The organism is Kitasatospora sp. NPDC059577 (assembly GCF_042735475.1).
In the GTDB taxonomy this organism is placed as follows: Bacteria; Actinomycetota; Actinomycetes; order Streptomycetales; family Streptomycetaceae; genus Kitasatospora.
Genome location: NZ_JBHWBZ010000009.1, coordinates 53,893 through 71,039, shown reverse-complemented (window position 1 = coordinate 71,039; position 17,147 = coordinate 53,893). Strand labels below are relative to the sequence as shown.

The 17,147-nt window shown below is 74.8% G+C and carries 20 protein-coding genes and 1 pseudogene; 8 read left to right on the top strand and 13 right to left on the bottom strand.

Translation table 11 applies throughout. The annotated features are described in order from the left end of the window. Positions 1-107: 107 nt before the first annotated feature. Positions 108-644, top strand: a pseudogene (locus ACFV0O_RS10935) (TetR/AcrR family transcriptional regulator); the annotation flags it as partial. Between the two features lie 62 nt (positions 645-706). Here the strand turns inward: ACFV0O_RS10935 and ACFV0O_RS10930 are convergent. Together ACFV0O_RS10930 and ACFV0O_RS10925 are read right to left on the bottom strand one after the other, a co-directional pair. Continuing rightward, the gene (locus tag ACFV0O_RS10930; RefSeq protein WP_380339295.1) at positions 707-1,543 is read right to left on the bottom strand and encodes an SDR family oxidoreductase; all 837 of its coding nucleotides are present in this window, start codon (positions 1,541-1,543) and stop codon (positions 707-709) included. A 41-nt stretch (positions 1,544-1,584) separates the two neighbouring features. Beyond that, positions 1,585-2,169, bottom strand: a complete 585-nt coding sequence (locus ACFV0O_RS10925; RefSeq protein WP_380339292.1) for a hypothetical protein — start codon at positions 2,167-2,169, stop codon at positions 1,585-1,587. Positions 2,170-2,455: 286 nt separating this feature from the next. On the opposite strand from ACFV0O_RS10925, the gene ACFV0O_RS10920 reads away from it, so the two are divergent. Then, on the top strand, positions 2,456-3,247 hold the full coding sequence (locus ACFV0O_RS10920; RefSeq protein WP_380339289.1) for an MBL fold metallo-hydrolase: 792 nt from the start codon (positions 2,456-2,458) through the stop codon (positions 3,245-3,247). Positions 3,248-3,251: 4 nt separating this feature from the next. Here the strand turns inward: ACFV0O_RS10920 and ACFV0O_RS10915 are convergent, their stop codons facing one another. Beyond that, the gene (locus ACFV0O_RS10915) at positions 3,252-4,238 is read right to left on the bottom strand and encodes a zinc-binding alcohol dehydrogenase family protein (protein WP_380339286.1); all 987 of its coding nucleotides are present in this window, start codon (positions 4,236-4,238) and stop codon (positions 3,252-3,254) included. A gap of 109 nt (positions 4,239-4,347) precedes the next feature. Between ACFV0O_RS10915 and ACFV0O_RS10910 the strand changes: the two genes are divergently transcribed. Next, complete coding sequence (locus ACFV0O_RS10910; protein WP_380339283.1) at positions 4,348-4,776, top strand: ArsR/SmtB family transcription factor; 429 nt, start codon at positions 4,348-4,350, stop codon at positions 4,774-4,776. A 5-nt stretch (positions 4,777-4,781) separates the two neighbouring features. Here the strand turns inward: ACFV0O_RS10910 and ACFV0O_RS10905 are convergent, their stop codons facing one another. From ACFV0O_RS10905 to ACFV0O_RS10885, 5 genes are all read right to left on the bottom strand, one after another. Beyond that, a complete protein-coding gene (locus tag ACFV0O_RS10905) occupies positions 4,782-6,599 on the bottom strand; it encodes a phospholipid carrier-dependent glycosyltransferase (RefSeq protein WP_380339280.1) in 1,818 nt (605 codons plus the stop codon). 101 nt (positions 6,600-6,700) lie between these two features. Continuing rightward, positions 6,701-7,438, bottom strand: coding sequence for a hypothetical protein (locus tag ACFV0O_RS10900; protein WP_380339277.1), 738 nt, complete (start codon positions 7,436-7,438; stop codon positions 6,701-6,703). Then, entirely contained in the window at positions 7,435-8,088 is a 654-nt protein-coding gene (locus ACFV0O_RS10895; RefSeq protein WP_380339274.1) for an RNA polymerase sigma factor, read from the bottom strand. The genes ACFV0O_RS10900 and ACFV0O_RS10895 overlap by 4 nt, the downstream gene beginning before the upstream one ends. Positions 8,089-8,192: 104 nt before the next feature. Further along, a complete protein-coding gene (locus ACFV0O_RS10890) occupies positions 8,193-8,798 on the bottom strand; it encodes a hypothetical protein (protein WP_380339271.1) in 606 nt (201 codons plus the stop codon). Between the two features lie 219 nt (positions 8,799-9,017). After that, positions 9,018-9,785, bottom strand: a complete 768-nt coding sequence (locus ACFV0O_RS10885; protein ID WP_380339268.1) for a CDP-alcohol phosphatidyltransferase family protein — start codon at positions 9,783-9,785, stop codon at positions 9,018-9,020. 380 nt (positions 9,786-10,165) lie between these two features. Here ACFV0O_RS10885 and ACFV0O_RS10880 point away from each other — a divergent pair, with 380 nt between their 5' ends. Further along, positions 10,166-10,741 carry an NUDIX hydrolase gene (locus ACFV0O_RS10880; protein WP_380339267.1) on the top strand — a complete coding sequence of 192 codons (576 nt, stop codon included), beginning with the start codon at positions 10,166-10,168 and terminating at the stop codon, positions 10,739-10,741. A 100-nt stretch (positions 10,742-10,841) separates the two neighbouring features. Further along, positions 10,842-11,528, top strand: a complete 687-nt coding sequence (locus ACFV0O_RS10875; RefSeq protein WP_380339264.1) for an HAD family hydrolase — start codon at positions 10,842-10,844, stop codon at positions 11,526-11,528. Positions 11,529-11,622: 94 nt separating this feature from the next. On the opposite strand, the gene ACFV0O_RS10870 is transcribed toward ACFV0O_RS10875, so the two are convergent. Both ACFV0O_RS10870 and ACFV0O_RS10865 read right to left on the bottom strand, forming a co-directional pair. Continuing rightward, complete coding sequence (locus ACFV0O_RS10870) at positions 11,623-12,315, bottom strand: YidC/Oxa1 family membrane protein insertase (protein WP_380339261.1); 693 nt, start codon at positions 12,313-12,315, stop codon at positions 11,623-11,625. Between the two features lie 98 nt (positions 12,316-12,413). Next, complete coding sequence (locus ACFV0O_RS10865; RefSeq protein ID WP_380339505.1) at positions 12,414-12,521, bottom strand: DUF6412 domain-containing protein; 108 nt, start codon at positions 12,519-12,521, stop codon at positions 12,414-12,416. A 646-nt stretch (positions 12,522-13,167) separates the two neighbouring features. Here ACFV0O_RS10865 and ACFV0O_RS10860 point away from each other — a divergent pair. Then, on the top strand, positions 13,168-13,452 hold the full coding sequence (locus ACFV0O_RS10860) for a type II toxin-antitoxin system Phd/YefM family antitoxin (protein WP_380339259.1): 285 nt from the start codon (positions 13,168-13,170) through the stop codon (positions 13,450-13,452). Then, a complete protein-coding gene (locus tag ACFV0O_RS10855; protein WP_360253258.1) occupies positions 13,445-13,867 on the top strand; it encodes a type II toxin-antitoxin system VapC family toxin in 423 nt (140 codons plus the stop codon). The genes ACFV0O_RS10860 and ACFV0O_RS10855 overlap by 8 nt, the downstream gene beginning before the upstream one ends. On the opposite strand, the gene ACFV0O_RS10850 is transcribed toward ACFV0O_RS10855, so the two are convergent. From ACFV0O_RS10850 to ACFV0O_RS10840, 3 genes are read right to left on the bottom strand one after another with little or no spacing between them, the layout of a single operon-like run. After that, positions 13,854-14,459 carry a hypothetical protein gene (locus tag ACFV0O_RS10850; protein ID WP_380339255.1) on the bottom strand — a complete coding sequence of 202 codons (606 nt, stop codon included), beginning with the start codon at positions 14,457-14,459 and terminating at the stop codon, positions 13,854-13,856. The two genes, ACFV0O_RS10855 and ACFV0O_RS10850, sit on opposite strands and share 14 nt — an antisense overlap. Before the next feature lie 55 nt (positions 14,460-14,514). Then, a complete protein-coding gene (locus tag ACFV0O_RS10845) occupies positions 14,515-15,618 on the bottom strand; it encodes a Gfo/Idh/MocA family oxidoreductase (protein ID WP_380339252.1) in 1,104 nt (367 codons plus the stop codon). A 13-nt stretch (positions 15,619-15,631) separates the two neighbouring features. Continuing rightward, positions 15,632-16,342 (bottom strand): MarR family winged helix-turn-helix transcriptional regulator, encoded by a 711-nt coding sequence (locus ACFV0O_RS10840; protein ID WP_380339249.1) that lies wholly within the window; start codon positions 16,340-16,342, stop codon positions 15,632-15,634. Positions 16,343-16,474: 132 nt separating this feature from the next. On the opposite strand from ACFV0O_RS10840, the gene ACFV0O_RS10835 reads away from it, so the two are divergent. Next, a complete protein-coding gene (locus ACFV0O_RS10835; protein WP_360253250.1) occupies positions 16,475-17,032 on the top strand; it encodes a carboxymuconolactone decarboxylase family protein in 558 nt (185 codons plus the stop codon). The last annotated feature ends 115 nt before the right edge of the window (positions 17,033-17,147 follow it).

The window sequence follows — 17,147 nt, the reverse complement described above, 5'->3', positions numbered from 1 at the left end:
CCTCCTGACCGCGGGCCACGTGTGGGTAGAGTCTCTAGTGCGGGGCGACTTCCCCATGAAGCCGCGCCTCCCGGGAGCGCCAGTCGGGGGGGCGCCCCCCGCCCCCCGCGGCCCGGGTCCTCCACGAACAGGGCGTCGAGCGCACCACCCTCGCCGACATCGCGCGCGAGGCGGACGTCCCGGTCGGGAACGTCTACTACTACTTCAAGACCAAGGACGAGCTGGTCCGGGCGGCGCTGACCGAGCACGGCGCCCACCTGGACGAACTCACCGAAGCGCTGGAGCGCACCGCCGACCCCCGGGACCGCCTCAAGGCACTGGTCGAAGCCTGGATCGGGCAGCGCGACATCGCCGCCCGGTTCGGCTGCCCGACCGGCACCCTGGCCGCCGAACTCGACAAGCGGGCCGACGGAGTCCTCGACGCGGAGGCCGGCGCAGTGATCCGGCGCCTGCTCGACTGGGCCGGGCGGCAGTTCCGTGAGCTGGGCCTGCCCGACCCGGACGGCCTGGCCCTCACCCTGGTCGCCGGCTACCAGGGCATGTCGCTGCTGGCCAACGCCCTGCGCGACCCGGACGTGATGACCCGCGAAGGCGCCCGGCTGCTGGGCTGGCTCGACTCGCTGGAGGCGCCGGAGGGGAGCTGACCCCGGCGCGGTGCGGCGCGGCGCGGCCGGGACCGGGGGCCCGGTGCCCGGGGGCCTGACGCCTACCGGAAGTCCGCCGCGTGGTCCCGCACCCAGCTGCGGACGTCGCGCGGCGGCCGCCCCAGCACCCGCTCCACGGTGTCGGTCACCCGCTCCGGCTCGCGCGTGAACGACTCCCAGGCCCGCAGCCGCGAGTCGACGAACGCGGCGTTCCCCCAGGCCGCCGTCAGCTGCTCGCGGGCCGGCTCCGGCGCCAGCTCCTCCCACCGCAGGCCGACGCCCAGTTCCTCGCCGATGATCCCCGCCAGTTCGGCGTGCGACAGCGACTCCGGCCCGGTGACCACGTACCGGCAGCCGTGGTGCCCGTCCTCGGTGAGCGCCCGCACCGCGACGTCCGCGATGTCCTTCTCGTGCACCAACGAACGGCGCGCCCGCCCGTACGGCCAGCGGACCACACCCGCCCGCACCTGGTCGGCCCAGGCGAGCAGGTTGCCCGCGAAGTCGATCGCCCGCACGAAGGTCCAGTCCAGGCCGGACCGCCGGACCAGCCGCTCGATCTCCTGGTGGAAGACCACGGCCGGTTCGTCGTCCGCGAGGTCGGCCACGTCCGCCGACAGGTAGACGACGCGCTTCGCGTGGCGGGCGATCAGCTCGACGACCCCGGGTTCCACGGGCAGCCCGGGCCACATCAGGTAGACCGCCTCCACCCCGCCGGCCAGCGCGGGCTCCAGGCTCTCCGGCACCGTCAGATCGCCCCGCACCGCCTCGACCCCCGCGGGCAGCGCGTCCTTCGCGGTGCCGCGGACCAACGCCCTTACCTCGTGGCCGTCTTCGGCCAGCGAGGCCACGACGTGCCTGCCCACACTGCCGTTCGCGCCGATCACCAGAATCTTGGTCATGCCCGGCCAACGCCGTTCGAGCGGAGGCTATGCCCGGACGGTCAGCAACCGGACTCGTCCGGGCCGACGGGCGTCAGCCCGGCCTGCCGGGCCAGCCATTCGGCGCGTTCGAGGTCGCCGCTGCGGAAGTGGATGAACAGCGTGTGGTCCTCGGACGGCCGGTCGAAGTCCGCGTTGCGGCTGTTGAGCACGATCTGCAGGTGGGCGTCCTTGGCCCGCGGCTTCAGGTCGAGCTCCGGGACGGCGGGCCAGGCGAAGCCGCCCCAGTACAGCGCGGCGGGCCCGGACCCGACGATGCCGAGGAAGCGCTCCTCGACCGACCCCGGGGGCCGCTCGAAGACGTCGACGTCGAACGGGGCCAGCTCGTCCACCCGCGGATCCCCCGTTTCGAACAGGGCGCGGACCTCGGCGCTGCTCTCGGGATGCGTCCGGTCGGAGGGCGACACCCAGCTGCCGGGGAAGGCTTCGAGCACCTGCCGCGCCTCCGCCGACGTCATCCCCAGCGCGTGGCAGTCCACCGAGACGCGGCCCCACGGCTCGGTGAAGTCCAGCAGGAGGCGGGCGGTGTCGTGGAGGGCCTGCCGGTCGGGCGGGCGCAGGACCGGAAGGGCCCGGGAGGTGCTCATGGCACGGAGTCAACCAGCCCGGGCAGGGCGCGGCACGCCGATATTCGGCCCGACGGCCGACGGCCGACGGCCCGACGCCCGACAGCCGCCGCCCGACGGCCCGGCAGCCCGCCGCCTCGCCTGCTCGCACCGGCGGCCCGGAGCCTCGTCGCGCGCGGGAAGCCGACCCGGCACGGAAAGTCGACCCCGCCGACTTCCCACGCGGGGGCAACGACGGTGTTTCCTCCCGGCCCCGCCCGGTCGGAAAATGATCACGGGGGCCGGCCGCCGGCGCTACCCTCGCCGGATGTCCGACGAACCCCTGCGCCTCACCGTCCTGGGGAGCGCGACGCCCTACCCGAGCGCCGACAACCCCTGCTCCGGCTACCTGGTGTCCGGAGCGGGCGCCCGGGTGTGGGTGGACGCCGGCAGCGGCACCCTCGGTCCGCTGCAGCGCCACGCCCGGCTCGACGAGCTGGACGCGATCTGGATCTCGCACCTGCACGCCGACCACTGCGCCGACCTGCTCACCGCCTACTACGGCGCGCTCTACGCGGACGTCCGGCTCGCCGCGCCGATCCCGCTGTACGGCCCGCGCGGAACCGCCGACCGGCTGGCGGCCTTCCTGACCAACACGGCGCGGCGCAGCCCGGTCGAATCCGCCTTCGCCGTCACCGAGCTGTCCGACGGCCACCGGGTGCGGGTCGGTGGTCTGACGCTGGTGAGCCGGGCGGTGGAGCACGGCATGCCGGCCTTCGCCCTCCGGGTGGAGGCCGGCGGCCGCTCCCTCGTCTACTCCGGTGACACCGCCCCGTGCGACGCGCTCACCGAACTCGCCGACGGCTGCGACCTGTTGCTCTGCGAGGCGGAGAGCTCCGAGCCGGAGCCGGGCGACGGGGCCCTGGTGCACCACACCCCCGAGCAGGCCGGCACCACCGCCGCGGCGGCCCGCGCCTCGCGCCTGCTCGTCACCCACGTCGGCCGCGCCATGACCCCGGCCGAGGCCGTCGGCCGGGCGGCGGCCCGTTTCGCCGGTCCGGTCGCCCACGCCGACCCGGGCGCGGTCTTCCCGGTCCGACCGGCGGCCGGGTCCTCATGAGGGGTCAACCACCCACCCGTACCACGTACTTGCCCGTGGCCCGGCGCTGCTCCATCGCGTCGTGCGCGGCCGCGACGGCGGTCAGGTCGGGCAGTTCGGTGACGGGGAGCTCCAGGCCGCCGTCGGCGAGGAGGTCGAGGACCCGGCGGATGGCGCGGGCCAGCCGGTCGGGGGCGGTGGCGGCCAGGCCGCGGTGGCTGAAGCCGGTGACGGTCAGGTTGCCCGCCATCAGGCGGCCGAGCGGGGGCAGGTCGGCGACGGCGCCGCCGCCCGCGTTGCCGAACAGGACGATACGGGCGCCGGGTGCCGCCACGGCGAGGTCGAGTTCGAGGGCCTCGGTGCCCAGCGGGTCGAGGACGAGGTCGACGCCCCGGCCGTCGGTGGCGTTCCGGACGGCTTCGGACAGCGCCTCGTCGCGGGCGAAGGCGTGGTCGTAGCCGGAGGCGACCGTGGCGGCGGCCTTCTCCGGGCGGCCGACGGTGCCGATCAGCCGGCCGCCGCCGAGCAGCGGGACGAGCTGGGCGACGGCGTTGCCGATGCCGCCGCCCGCCGAGTGGACCAGCACGGTGTCGCCGGCGTCGAACCGGCCGGCGCCGGTCAGCAGCAGCATCGCGGTGGCCAGGCCGAGCGGGACGGCGGCGGCCTCGCGCAGGGCCACGCCGTCCGGGAGCGGCACGGTGAGCGCGGCTTCGGCGACCGCCACCTCCGCGAGGCCCGCGCCGACGGGCGCGGCCACGACCCGGTCGCCGACGGCGAGGCCGGTGACGCCCTCGCCGATCTCCCGGACCGTGCCGGCGACCTCCTTGCCGGGCCGGTACGGCCACTCCGAGGTGTAGCCGCCGTCGCCGCGGCGGGCCATCACGTCGACGAAGTTCAGTCCGGCGTAGGCGACGTCGATCGCCACCTCGCCGGGCCCCGGGGTCGGTGCCCCGATCTCCCGGATCTGCGAGTTCTCGGCCCCACCGGGTGCGGTCATCACCAGTGCGCGCATGTCGGTCCCCCTCGACTACGATGTTCGACGAACTACGAAATTGACGCGGGACAGTGGTACCACGCAGTTTCCATGGATGTCGAACATCGCAGATCAGGGAGGTCTGACCGTGCCCCGCAGCACCCGCCGCCGACCAGCGCTCGCACACCCCGCGACCGAGGAGATCGACCTCCTCGACGTCCTGCACGCACTCTCCGACCCCACCCGGATGACCATCGTCGGGGTCCTGCGCGCCGAACCCGAACGGGCCTGCGGCACCTTCCCCGTGGACGTCGCGCCCTCCACGCTCAGCCACCACTTCAAGGTGCTGCGCGAGTCCGGCCTGATCAGTCAGCGGGAGGAGGCCAACCGCCGCTTCTCCGCACTTCGGACCGTCGACCTGGAGCGGCGCTTCCCCGGCCTCCTCGACACCGTCCTCGCCGCCTACGGGCGACCCGGGGGCGAGCCCGGGGGCCGTGGCGGCGAGGACGGGGTGTGCGGCGGCGGGCCCGGGGGCCGTGGCGGCGGCCCCGAGGTGCGCGGCGGCGAGGCCGGGTAGCCGACTCAACGGTGCCGCCAGACCGCCCAGTTCTGCCGTGCGTCGGCCCGCTCGACGTACCAGGCGGCGGGGTGGTCCGGCCAGTAGGCCTCCGCCGGCTGCCCCGCCGGGGGCAGCGGGGTGACCAGGGCGCTCGCCTCCGCCGGCAGCGGCTGCCAGCGGGGGTCGAGGAACCAGACCCGACCCCGGTAGACCTCGAAGGCCTGGGTGCCGCGCAGCGACCAGTCGAGGTCCCAGGCGAAGACCACGTTGTCGCCCGCCCCGACCCCGGAGTCGCGGGTGAAGCCCGTCGCCAGGCCCTCGCGCCACTTCGCGTGCGGCGCGGCGACCTGCGCGGTGATCGTCGTGGTCGCGAAGGCGGCGAACAGCGCCAGTGAGACGCCGATCGCCGGGAGCACCCGCCGCCCGCCGGACAGGCGCACCAGGACCACCGCGGTGAGCACGACCAGTGCGGCGGCGGTGGCCCGGAACATGTCGAGCCGGCCCCAGTCACCGGCCAGGAACGAGCTGTCCGGCATGCCCCAGAGAATGAAGACCTCGGTGCGCAGCTTGGAACCGGCCGACTCGACCACCGTCCCGGCGAGCAGCACCATGAGCCCCGCCGTCACGGCCGCCGTCCGGCCCAGCACGCGGCGTCCGCGTCCGGCGAGCAGCGCGATGCCGATGACGAAGGCCGCCGGGACGAGGTAGGAGGTGTAGCGGGCGTACACCCAGTCGTCGATCCGGCCGTCGGCCGGCAGCGCGGCGGCGGAGGCCAGGGCGGTGCCGAACAGCAGTGCCACCAGCACGCCGCCGGTGACCCGGAGCTCCCGCGGGAGGCGGCGGTCGGCCACCGCGCACAGGCAGGCGACGACGGCCAGCCCGCCGATGCCCCAGGTGGAGGCGGTGAAGTACCAGATCTGCCCGGCGGTGCGGGTGAGCGTCCGCTGGGCGGCCCCCGGATCGGTCAGCCCCCGCCAGAGGAACCCGCCGACATCGCTGTTCGCGACGGTGAACTGGGCGTGCAGCCAGGCCGACAGCAGCTGCGCGCCGAGCACGCCGAGGCCGAGCGCGGCCAGCCCGGCGGCCGTGGCGCGCCACGGCGCGCGGCGCAGCAGCAGGACGCCGAGGAGGACGGCGGCGGTCAGTGCGACCACCACGCCGCCGCGGTCGTGCGTGGCCATCGCGTAACCGGCCGCCGCACCGGCCCCGACGGCGTGCCAGGTGCGGCGCCGCCCGGTGCCGTCGGCGAGCCAGCCGTGGAGGCAGAGCAGCCAGGCGAGGATCAGCACGGGCAGGACGGCGTCGGTCAGCGCGAACTGCGAGTAGAAGATCACCGGCGGCAGCAGGGCGGTCACGCCGCCGAAGACGTACGCGAGCCGCCGGCGCAGACCGAGCCGGCGCAGGGCGACGTAGGCGAGCGGCAGCACCAGCGCGTTGACCGTGGCGTTGATGACCATGATCAGCCGGTAGGCGGTGACCGGGTCGTCGGCCAGGCGCAGCGCGGGGGAGATCAGCAGGGGGTAGCCGCCGGGGATGACCACGCCGACCGGGATCTCGGTCGTCGGGCGGCCCGCGAGGACGCGTGCCAGGACGAGGTAGGAGTCCTCGTCGGGGTGGACGGACGGGAAGCTCATGTGCCGGACCAGGATGAGCCGGAACAGCAGCTCGGCGACGTATCCGGCGACCAGGACGACCCCGGGGTGGAGCGCGAGGGCCCGGGTGGTGAGGGCCCGTGCGGCCCGCCCTGCGGCCGTGGGCCGGGTGGCGGCGGCCGGGCGGACGGCCGTGGGTCCGGTGGCCGGGTCGGTGCCGGCGGGCCGGGTGGTGGTGAGTGGCGGCATGGGCCGCACCCCTTCTGTCGGACGACTGTATATGTCGATGGACTGTATATGTAGTCCGATTGGTTCCGGAGAAGGGGTGCGGCATTCGGATCAGGCCCGGATCACCGGGAGGGCGGCGGGCTGGTCGGGAACAGGCTCGCCAGCGGGTTGACGAACTCCCTGGACTCCAGGCAGGCGGGGCCCGGGGACTGCATCAGCCCGGCCTCCAACTCGCGGAAGCTGTTGGCCGGATCGGTCTTGGCCAGTGGCAGGTAGATGAAGATCTCCGTGTTCTTCGGGAGCAGGCGCGGGTGGACGGTCAGCACCATCGGGCTGTTCCCGGGCCGCAGCTCGATGTCCCACCCGGCGTTGAGGTCCACGTGCTCCGGCTGCTTCGGCCGCTTGGTCCGGCAGCCGGGCTCGCCCGCGTAGACCCGGGCGCGGATCCCGAACCGGTCCAGGTCGTGCTGCAACTGGACCGTGTCCACCGGTTTGTTCTGCTCCAGGATGCTGAGCCGGACGACGTCCTCGGCGCTCTCCAGGGTGTACGCGACCGTGCTGGCGTTGCCCAGGGACCGGCCGGTGTCGTCGTTCATGGCCCCCGGGTCGTCGGTCGCGAAGGTGAGGAGGGCCCCGGCCACCGCGGCGGCCAGTCCCAGCGGGAGGGCCGCCCGCAGGAGCAGGGTGCGTCGGCGGGAGGCCCGCCGGGGGGCGGCGGTGTCGGCGATGCTGTCCATCAGGTGGTCCTTCATCAGGAGGAAGCGGCCCTGGTCGAGTTCCGGGGCGGCCGCGGCCGGCAGCAGCCGGGCCATCTCCTCCCGATCGGCCCGGTCGGACCGGTCCCGGGGGGTGGCGCTCATCGGATCGTCTCCTTGGTCGGCCGGACCGCGGACGTGCGGTCACCTGGTACCTGTCCGGTGCTGCCCGGGCGCTGCGCCGCGCGCGCGGAACGCGCCGCGGCCGCCGAGGCCACCTCCCGCGCCGTCAGCTCGCGCAGCCGGGTCCGGGCGCGCGACAGCCGGGAACGGATCGTGCCCACCGGTCTGCCGAGCGCCTCCGCGACCGCCGAGTGATCCAGCCCCTCCCACACGCAGAGCGCGAAGACCTCCCGCTCGGCCGGCCGCAGCTGCTCCAACGCGGCCTTCGCGGCGGCCAGTTCCTCGGCATCGGCGATCCGCCCCGCCAGCTCGCCGGAGAAGTCCGGCACGACCTCGCGCGGCGGAAGCTTCGCCAGTGCCTTCTGGTGCCGGCGCGCCGCCCGGCGGGTGTTGCGGATGACGTTCCCCGCGATCCCCAGCAGCCACGGCGCCAGGCTGTCGCCCTCGGGCGCGATCCGCGCGCGCACCCGCCAGGCCTCCAGGAAGGTCAGTGAGACCACGTCCTCGGCGACGGTCCGGTCCCCGGTCATCCGTACCGCGTGCCGGTACACCGTCCGGGCATGGTCCTCGAAGACCTGCCCGAACGCCTCGGCGTCCCCGGCGCGGATCCGCGCCCGTATCGATTGCTCCACACCCGGTCCTGTCCGGCGGACCCCGCCCGCTGCGGTGATCCGCGTCACATCGGGCCGCTCCCGCTCCGGCGCGTGACGCCCCGCCGGGCCGTGCGGGACGCGCCTCAGGCCGTGCGGGAGAGCGCCGCCGCTGCCCGGTGGCGGCGGCGGTACGACACGGCCACGGCGGCGAGCAACGGCGCCCAGGCGACGGTGGGCAGGTAGAGGAAGCCGACCAGGAAGTGGCCCGGCGGGGTCATGCCCGTGCCCGGCATGGCCCACCACCCGGCGAACGGCGTCCAGAGCACGGCCAGCCCGGCGGCACCGAGCAGCGCCGCGCGAACCACCACGCGGGGGGCGGCCGGGCGACCGCCGACGAACGGGACCCAGCGCGGCGGCACCGTGCCCCAGGGTCGGACCAGCCCGAGGGTGAGCAGCGCCAGCGCCTCGGTGAACAGACTCAGGAAGACCGGCCACACCGCGCCCCAGCCGGTGAACCCCATCGCCTGGTAACCCGCGTCGGTGTAACCGCCGTGCCAGCCCGTGACCAGGCCGAGCCGCCACAGCCCGGCCGGCAGCGCGGTGACGGCCGCGACGTGCGCGGCCCGCACGGCCCACCGGGGCGGGGCCGGCACGGCGGCCCGGACGGCAGCGGCCCGGGCGGCGGCAGTGGTGGTACCTGCGGCCGGGGCGGCGACGTGTGCGGTGGCGGCGGGCTGGGTCATCGTCATGCCCCCACGGTCCCGCCCGGCCCCGGGCCGCCGCGTCCACCCGGCGACGGGCTTCGCCGGCGGTCCTCCCCCGGGTGGGGGAGGACCGCGTCACCCTCCCGCCCGGGGCCGGTTCCCGGTCGAGGGCCGTTCAGCCGTCCTTCCGGGCAGTCGTCGTTCCGATCGGTCGGCCCTTCGTCGGTCGGCCCTTCGTCCGGTCGACCGGCCTCCCGACCGGGCTCAGCGCAGACGCGAGGAGGACAGGATCGACGCCAGGTGCGCGACCACCATGCCCCAGGTGATCACCGTGATCCCCGCGAGCGCCGCCCGCGTCGCGTCCAGGTTGCCGAGCCCGCTGTCCACCGCGGCCGCGGCCAGCAGCACCAGCGAGGCCTCGATGCCGTTCGTCACCCGGTGGATCTTGAACACCGAGGCGAACCGCCGGGCCGTCGCGATGCCCTGCGACCGCGGCTGGGTCGACTCCTCGTCCGCCGGCGGCTGCCCGCTGCGGGCCCGGGCCACGTCCACCAGGTCCGTCGACGCCTTGAGCAGCACCACGCCCAGCGCGGCCGCCAGGCCCACCGACACCCACAGCTCCGAGCCGCCGCGCGCCGCCCGGACACCCGCGCCGATCATCAGCGCCGCGTCCGCCAGGTAGGCGCCGAGCCGGTCCACGTACACCCCGGCCATGCTGAACTGCCGCTTCCAGCGCGCGACTTCGCCGTCCACGCAGTCGAACAGCAGGAACAGCTGGAACAGCACGGCCGCCAGTACCGCGCCGGTCAGCCCCGGAATCAGCAGGGCCGCGCCGCCGCCGACCCCGCACACCACCATCACCCAGGTCAGGGTGTTCGGCGACACCGAGGTGCGGACCAGCTGCCGGGTGGTCAGCAGCGAGATCCGCCGCATGTACAGCCGGCCCGCCCAGTGCTCACCGTTGCGGCTCTGCAGCTTGGCCTGCGGCTGGCACACCTCGCGCAGCTCGGCGAGCGCCGGAGCAGCCACCATGACGACATCCCTCCACCTGTCCCGTAACGATCACCACAGGCTACGGCCTCCCCGGAACGCCCCGACCAGCCGGTACGGCCCCTGCTGCACGGCAGTACCGCCGTGCGGCAGGGCGAAAACCGGTGGGCCCCCCGACGGCCCCCGGGCTAGGCTGCGCGGGTTCGCCGGAACCGGAAGCCCCGGGCCCGACCACCCTTTCCCCACAAGCCCGTTGACGTGCTCCGAGACTGTCCGCAGTCGACCCGGAACGGACTCCGGAACGGACCCAGGAACGGGTCCGTCGCGGTCCCGTCAAGGACCCGGAACGGTCCCGTCGCGGACCCGGACGGTCCCGTCGCGGACCCGGACGGTCCCCGGAGCAGGACGAGGAGCGCAGAGCCATGGTGACCACGGGCAACCCGTCGCCCAGCCCCGAACCGGCCCGACTGCTCGACGACCACCGCCCGCAGGGCCCGGTCGAGACCGCCGACCACGAGCGGGCCCGCAGCCTCCTCGACACCCCCGACCCGTGGAACCGCAGCACCTTCCCCCTCCACTTCACCGCCTCCGCGCTGGTCGTCCACCCGCCGACCCGCCGCGTCCTGCTGCGCTGGCACGTCCGCCAACAGGCCTGGCTGCAGATCGGCGGCCACGGAGACCCCGGAGAGACCCGGCCACTCGACATCGCCCTGCGCGAGGGCCGGGAGGAGACCGGCCTCACCGACCTCACCCCGTGGCCCGACGCCGCCCTGCTCCACCTCGCCGTGGTCCCCGTCCCGGCCTCGCCCGCCGAACCCGCCCACGACCACGCCGACCTGCGCTTCCTCCTGGCGACCGCCACCCCGGACCGGGCCCGCCCGGAGAACCCGGCCTCCCCGCTGGAGTGGCTCACCGTCGAGGAGGCCAAGCGGCGCACCACCGAGGACAACCTCCGCGAGACCCTCGACCGCGCCGCCCGCCTGCTCCCACCCGCCTGACGGCCCCTGCCCGGCCTGCGCGCCCACCCGTTCGCCCGGCCTGCGCGCCCGGCCCGTTCGCCCACCCGATCGCTCGACGCCCCACCCTGGAGACCACCGGATGCACACCGACCAGATCCTCATCTTCGACGCCGACGACACCCTCTGGGAGAACAACGTCCTCTTCGAGCGGGTCATCGACGGCTTCCTGGACTGGGTCACCACCCCGGCCGAGCGCGACCGGACCCGGTCCCTCCTGGACGGCATCGAGGCCACCAACTCCGCCAGCCTCGGCTACGGCGCCACCGTCTTCCGGCAGAGCCTCGCCGACTGCCTGCACCAGCTCAACGACGGCCGCACCCCCACCCCGGCCGAGTACGCCCGGATCGACGAACTGCTGACGCCGCTCAACACCCGGCAGGTCGAACTGATCCCCGGCGTCGCCGACACCCTCACCGCCCTCGCCGACCGCCACCACCTGCTCCTGCTCACCAAGGGCGACCAGGACGAGCAGCAGGGCAAGGTCACCGCCTCCACCATCGACCACCACTTCCGGGGCGTCCACATCGTGGCCGAGAAGTCGGTCGACACCTACCGGCAACTGACCGCCGACCTGGGCCTCGACCCGGACCGGACCTGGATGATCGGCAACTCGCCCAAGTCCGACATCGCCCCCGCCCGCCGGGCCGGCCTGCGCACCGTCTTCATCCCGCACGAGCACACCTGGGTGCTGGAGCACGAGGACCTCGGCCCGGACGAGGCGACGCTGCAGCTCGGGGCCTTCCCCGAACTGCTGCGCCACTTCTGACCCGGCCGGTCCGGCTCCCGGACCGGCCCGGCCCGGTTCAGCCCCACCGCCCCGGGCCCCACCGGGACAGCCCAACCGGGACGGTCCGACGGCCTCAGACCGGCAGTACCGCCACCGGCGCCGGCGTCCCGTCCCGGTACAGCCAGGCCCGCTCGGCGGCCGACCACGCGCTCGTCGTCAGCAGGTACAGCGCGGCGGCCACCGGCACCAGCATCGCGAACAGCACCGACCCGAACGACAGGTACGGCAGCAGCCCCGCCCCCGGCTGAGGGGTGGGCTGCGCCGCCGCCGCACGCCGCGTCCGGCGGAAGTTCACGTACCCGACCGCCGCCAGCCCCGCGTACAGCACCCCGAACACCGCGACCTGCCCGGCGCCCTGCGCGCCACCCACGTGCAGACCCAGCGGCACGCCGAACAGGGTGTGGTCGAGCAGGTCGTTCGGGGTGGTGAACAGCCGGTACATCACCGAGAAGAACGGGATCTGCACCAGCACCGGCAGACACCCCGCGAACGGCGACACCTGCTCCTCCCGGTACATCGCGGCCAGCGCCTCCTGCAACTTCTCCGGGCGCTTCTCGTGCTTCTTCTTCAACGCGGCGACCTTCGGCGCGAGCACGGCCCGCGCCTTCTCCCCGCGCGCCGCCGCCCGCGCCAGCGGATGCAGCGCGAGCCGGACGGCGACGGTGAACAGCACGATCGCCAACGCGGTCGGCAGGACGTGGGCGATGGCGGCGACGACGGTGTGCGCGACGGCGACGGCAGGATCGAGAACGGCGAGAACGGACATGGTGAAGCGAGCCCTCCGGGGTCTCAGGACATGAGTGAACGGCGGAGGACGGCCGCGAAGAAGCCCGGAGCCGCGAAGCTCCGGAAACCACGAGGGGGTTACGCGGCCGCCAGGGCCGCCCCCGGCGCCCTGGGGCGTCGCCGGCCCCGGGCATCCGGATCACGCTGCGGAAGGAACGCCGTACCGAACGCCCGACGTCGCAGCATCCCGCTGCGCACCGCCGCCGGCGCCCGCGCCCCCAGGAGCCGAGCCCCCGCCAACGCCCCGGCGACCGCCCCGGCCACCAGCGTCACGGCCGCGACGGCCGCGACGGACGCCAGCGTCCCGCTCTCACTCCCCAGGTCCCCGGTCAACACCCGGAGCAGCCCCAGCAACATCGCAACCACAGCCACGGCCCACTCCTCCTCGGTGTCTCGCCGGTTCCCGGACGTACAGGCAGGACGATCCTACGACCCCCCGGGTTCCCGCACGCCACCCGATTTCTCGCTAGGGCGCATCCATCGCGTCCACCCACACCCGCGTACCCCCGTCCGCCTCCACCGCCAGCGCCGGCGCGAGGACCCACCTGAGCCGGCGCCTCCGCCGCGGTGCCGTCATCGCGTCTCCCGGCCGGGGTCCGCGACCGTGCCCTCACGGTCGGCGCCCCCGGTGGTGTGGGGCGGGTCGGCCGGGGGTGGGCCGTCCTGGCCGTTGAGCCACGGGTTCCCCTCACTGCTTCCGGCCATCGACGGCAGCCCCCCTCCGGGCGAACGATCAGTGGTCGAACCTGGCGGACGGGGCACGGCGGGGAGGGGTTTTTCCGGTGGCGCGCGGGGTGTAGCCGGTGGTGCTACGTGGGGCTACCTTGGAAGCATGAAGACGATTACCCAGCGGGAGTTCCGGAACAACTCCGCCGCGGTGATGGATGCGGTGGAGGCGGGGGAGACCTTCCACATCACCAGGAACGGGGTCGAGGTCGCGGAGCTGCGGCCGGTGTCGGGGCGGCGGCGGCTCACCGCGGAGGAACTGGTGGCGCGGCACGTGAAGTTGCCGCGGGTGGACTACCAGCAGATGCGCAAGGAGGCCGAGGAGGACTTCGGGCCTGAGGAGCTGGTGGGCGACGGGGGCGACGACCCGTTCGAGCGGCGGCGTGGCTGAGCGCCGGAGGGCGTCGCGGCGGCGGCCCGCCGGGGTGCTGGACACGTGCGTCTACATCGACCTGGCGCTGCTCAGCCCGGCGGACCTGCCGGCCGTGCCGGAGCTGACCGCGATCACGTTCGCGGAGCTGCAGCAGGGCGTGTCGATGGCCCGTGACCCGGCGAGCCGGGCGGCGCGGCTGGAGGTGCTGGGTGCGGCGATGGCCGACTTCGATCCGCTGCCGTTCGACGCGGCCGCCGCTGCCCGCTACGGGACGTTGGTCACGCTGACCATCGCTGCGGGGCGGCAGCCGCGGCCGCGTCGGATCGACCTGATGATCGCCGCCGTGGCCTCGGCCCACGGGTTGCCGCTGTACACCCGCAACGTGGCGGACTTCCGGGGGCTGGGCTCGGCGGTGGAGGTCATCGGGGTGTGAGGGCGGCGGTCCCGTCCTGTTCGACCCGGTCGGCGAGGGCGGCGGCGTACCGCAGGGCCTCGCGGTGGCTGTGGCTGCGCAGTAGGACGGTGTTGTTCCCGCCGCCCTTGCCCCGGTCGGGGCCGGTGGCGGTGCCGACGGCCCAGCGGGGGCGGCCGGTGAGCCGCAGGGTGAGTGAGCGCAGGCCGGTGTTCAGGCCGACGAGGACGACGTAGAGGAGGAAGAGGAGGAGGCCTCCTCCGCCTGCGGCGCTCAGGTCGGTGGCGGGGATCGGGTCGTGGTTGTCGAGCGGCTTGCGGGTGGCGCGGAAGCGTCCGAGCCACACCACGGCGATCCGTACGGGCACTTCGTCGGGTCCGGTGACGTCGAGGTAGCCGATGGACCCGGCCCGTTCGCCCTTCGCCCAGGCCGCCCGTTCCGCGGCGATGGACTCGGCCCGTAGGCGTTCGCGGCTCTCGGCCTCGATGACCTTCCGGCGTTCTTCGAACCGCGCGGTCCAGGCCTTCTCGCGCTCCTTCTGCTCGGCGGACCAGGCCCGTTCGCGTTCGCGACGCTCGTCGGCGTCGATCTGCCGCCCCCGCTGACTGTTCATCCGCTCATCGCAGGAATCGGGTCCGCGGGGGCGACGGGTTCCGGCGAGGCTTTCGTCAGCGCAGGCGGACCGTGGTGCCGGTCGCGGCGGAGGCGCGGGCGGCCTCCAGGACGGTGAGGGTGGCCACCGCGTCGTGCGGGTCGACCGGGGGCGGGGTGCCGGGGTCGGTCAGGGCGGCGGCGATGCCCGCGTAGAAGGCGGGGTAGTCGCCGGGGTCCGTCGGGAGGGTGATCGTCGACTCGTCGGTGCCGAGGGTGCCGTAGTACGAGGGGTCGTCGGCACCCCACGGGTTGGTGCCGTCGGGGCGCAGGCCCGCCCGCAGGTCCGCTTCCTGCGGGTCCATGCCGGGCTTGACGTACCCGGCGGTGTCGCCGAGCACCCGCAGCCGGGGGCCGATCAGCGGGGTGATGGCGCTGGTCCACAGGTGCGAGCGGGTGCCGGAGGCGTGGGTGAGGGCGAGGAAGGCGTCGTCGTCCACGACCGCGCCGTCGCGCCGCACGTCGATCTCCGCGTAGACCGTCTCGACGGGCCCGAACAGGGTGAGCGCCTGGTCGACCAGGTGGCTGCCCAGGTCGTACAGCGTGCCGCCGACCTCGGCCGGGTCGGCGAGCTCGCGCCAGCCCGGCTTGGGCTTGGGGCGGAAGCGTTCGAAGCGGGACTCGAAGCGGTGGACCCGGCCGAGGGCGCCGCCGCGCACCAGGCGGCTGGTGGTGAGGAAGTCGCCGTCCCAGCGCCGGTTCTGGAAGACGGAGAGCAGGACTCCCCGCTCCTCGGCGAGCCGGCACAGTTCCAGCGCCTCGGCGGCGGTGCCGGCCAGCGGCTTGTCCACGACGGTGGCCAGTCCGGCCCGCAGGGCGGCGCGGGCGAGCGGGGCGTGGGTGCGGTTGGGCGAGGCGATGACGACCAGGTCGAGTGCGTCCGGGTCGGCGATCAGCTGCTCGGGGGTGTCCACGGCGCGGGCGCCGGGGTGTTCGCGCGCCAGCTGCTCGCGGCGTTCGGGGTTGGCGGTGACCACGGCGTCCAGCCGCAGCCCCGGTGTGGTGGCGATCAGCGGGGCGTGGAAGGCGGAGCCGGCCAGGCCGTAGCCGATCAGGCCGACGCGCAGCGGCCGGCCGGGCAGCGGCCGGTCGGGCAGGGGGCGGGAGGTCTGCGGGTTCATGCGGCCTACTCAATCACGAGGCGCCCGGTTGCTCCCGGTTTGCTGCACGGCCCCCGGAGGGCGTCGACGGCTTCGGCGCGGGGCGGTCGTCGGGGAGGGTCACCGACTCGTCGTCGGGGAAGACGGCCGGTTCGTGGTCGGGGCAGTCGACGCGCAGCCGGCCGTCACCGAAGGGGGCGTCGACGAAGTCGCAGTGGTGCGGTGCGCGCGGGTCCTCGGGGTGCGCGTCGGGCCGGTAGAAGCGGCAGGTGACGCAGGTGCGGGAGACCGGGACGGCGTCGTGGCGCTGGAGTGCGCGGATCATCGTGGTGGTGCCGCGGAGCATCGCGGCCACGGTGTCCTCGTCGAGTGCCGCGAGCGCCTCGCCGAGCGGTGGGGGGACGACGGCGAGGCGTTCGGCCTCGGCGCGGCCGGCGTCGGTGAGGGTCAGGGTGACGGCGCGCGAGTCGGCCCGGTCGCGTCGACGGTCCACCAGGTCCTTGCCGGTGAGGGCGCGGACGGCGTCGCTGACGGTGGGTGCGGTGGAGGCGAGTGCGGTGACGATCTCGCCCTGGCGGCGGGGCCGCGGGTCGCCGGCCAGGAACAGCAGGATGTCGGCCTGGAGCGGGGTGAGCCGGACCGGGCCGGTGTGGTGCCAGGTGCTGAGGCGGACGGCCTGGCCGAGCCGGGTGAGGCCGATCAGCAGTTGTTCGCTGGGGGAGAGCCCGGGCAGCTGGTCCGCCATGGGGTCGGGTCCTCTCCGCTGGGTGGCGTTCGATGCCCTTGCATTCTAGGCAGTGCCAACTATATTTGGCACTGCCAACAATCACTTGGCACTGCCAACGAACGTCCATCGCAGCGAACGGAGAGCACAGCCATGCCCCGACTCGGCACGATCGACCCCGCGACCGCCGGACCCGACGCCAAGGCACTCCTCGACAAGGTCGAGCGGGCCCTCGGCGTGACGCCCAACATGATGCGCGCCATGGCCGCCTCGCCCGCCGTCCTGGAGGCCTACCTGGCCTTCGCCGGCGCCCTGGCCAAGGGGCGCCTCGGCGCCGGCCTGCGGGAGCAGATCGCCCTGGTCACCGCCGTCGAGAACGCCTGCGACTACTGCTACGCCGCCCACCACGTGCTGGGCGCCCGGGCCGGCGTCAGCCCGGCCGACCTCGCCGCCGGCGGCCACGCCGGCGCCGCCGACCCGAAGGAGGCCGCCGCCCTGCGGTTCGCCCGGGCCGTGCTCCGCAGCAAGGGCTTCGTCTCCGACGAGGACCTCGCCGAGGTGCGCGCGGCCGGCTACGGGGACGGAGAGATCGGCGAGATCATCGGCGCGGTCGCGCTGAACTCCTTCACCAACTGGTTCAACTCGGTCGGCCGGACCGAGATCGACTTCCCGGCCGTCCCGCTCCCCGAGCCCGCGCCGCTCCACGCCTGAGGCGCCGGCGGCGGCGCCGGACTCAGGGTCGGACCCGACCCCGACCCGGACCCGGCGTCGACCCGGGGGGGCGCGGGGGGGGGCGCCCGCGCCGCGGGCGGGGGGGCGCGGGGCC

Bases quoted from the DNA above. Each gene is read 5' to 3' on its own strand.
- ACFV0O_RS10930 (WP_380339295.1), bottom strand. From the start codon at position 1,543: ATGACCAAGATTCTGGTGATCGGCGCGAACGGCAGTGTGGGCAGGCAC.
- ACFV0O_RS10925 (WP_380339292.1), bottom strand. From the start codon at position 2,169: ATGAGCACCTCCCGGGCCCTTCCGGTCCTGCGCCCGCCCGACCGGCAG.
- ACFV0O_RS10920 (WP_380339289.1), top strand. From the start codon at position 2,456: ATGTCCGACGAACCCCTGCGCCTCACCGTCCTGGGGAGCGCGACGCCC.
- ACFV0O_RS10915 (WP_380339286.1), bottom strand. From the start codon at position 4,238: ATGCGCGCACTGGTGATGACCGCACCCGGTGGGGCCGAGAACTCGCAG.
- ACFV0O_RS10905 (WP_380339280.1), bottom strand. From the start codon at position 6,599: ATGCCGCCACTCACCACCACCCGGCCCGCCGGCACCGACCCGGCCACC.
- ACFV0O_RS10900 (WP_380339277.1), bottom strand. From the start codon at position 7,438: ATGAGCGCCACCCCCCGGGACCGGTCCGACCGGGCCGATCGGGAGGAG.
- ACFV0O_RS10890 (WP_380339271.1), bottom strand. From the start codon at position 8,798: ATGACGATGACCCAGCCCGCCGCCACCGCACACGTCGCCGCCCCGGCC.
- ACFV0O_RS10885 (WP_380339268.1), bottom strand. From the start codon at position 9,785: ATGGTGGCTGCTCCGGCGCTCGCCGAGCTGCGCGAGGTGTGCCAGCCG.
- ACFV0O_RS10880 (WP_380339267.1), top strand. From the start codon at position 10,166: ATGGTGACCACGGGCAACCCGTCGCCCAGCCCCGAACCGGCCCGACTG.
- ACFV0O_RS10875 (WP_380339264.1), top strand. From the start codon at position 10,842: ATGCACACCGACCAGATCCTCATCTTCGACGCCGACGACACCCTCTGG.
- ACFV0O_RS10870 (WP_380339261.1), bottom strand. From the start codon at position 12,315: ATGTCCGTTCTCGCCGTTCTCGATCCTGCCGTCGCCGTCGCGCACACC.
- ACFV0O_RS10865 (WP_380339505.1), bottom strand. From the start codon at position 12,521: ATGCTGCGACGTCGGGCGTTCGGTACGGCGTTCCTTCCGCAGCGTGAT.
- ACFV0O_RS10860 (WP_380339259.1), top strand. From the start codon at position 13,168: ATGAAGACGATTACCCAGCGGGAGTTCCGGAACAACTCCGCCGCGGTG.
- ACFV0O_RS10850 (WP_380339255.1), bottom strand. From the start codon at position 14,459: ATGAACAGTCAGCGGGGGCGGCAGATCGACGCCGACGAGCGTCGCGAA.
- ACFV0O_RS10845 (WP_380339252.1), bottom strand. From the start codon at position 15,618: ATGAACCCGCAGACCTCCCGCCCCCTGCCCGACCGGCCGCTGCCCGGC.
- ACFV0O_RS10840 (WP_380339249.1), bottom strand. From the start codon at position 16,342: ATGGCGGACCAGCTGCCCGGGCTCTCCCCCAGCGAACAACTGCTGATC.
- ACFV0O_RS10835 (WP_360253250.1), top strand. From the start codon at position 16,475: ATGCCCCGACTCGGCACGATCGACCCCGCGACCGCCGGACCCGACGCC.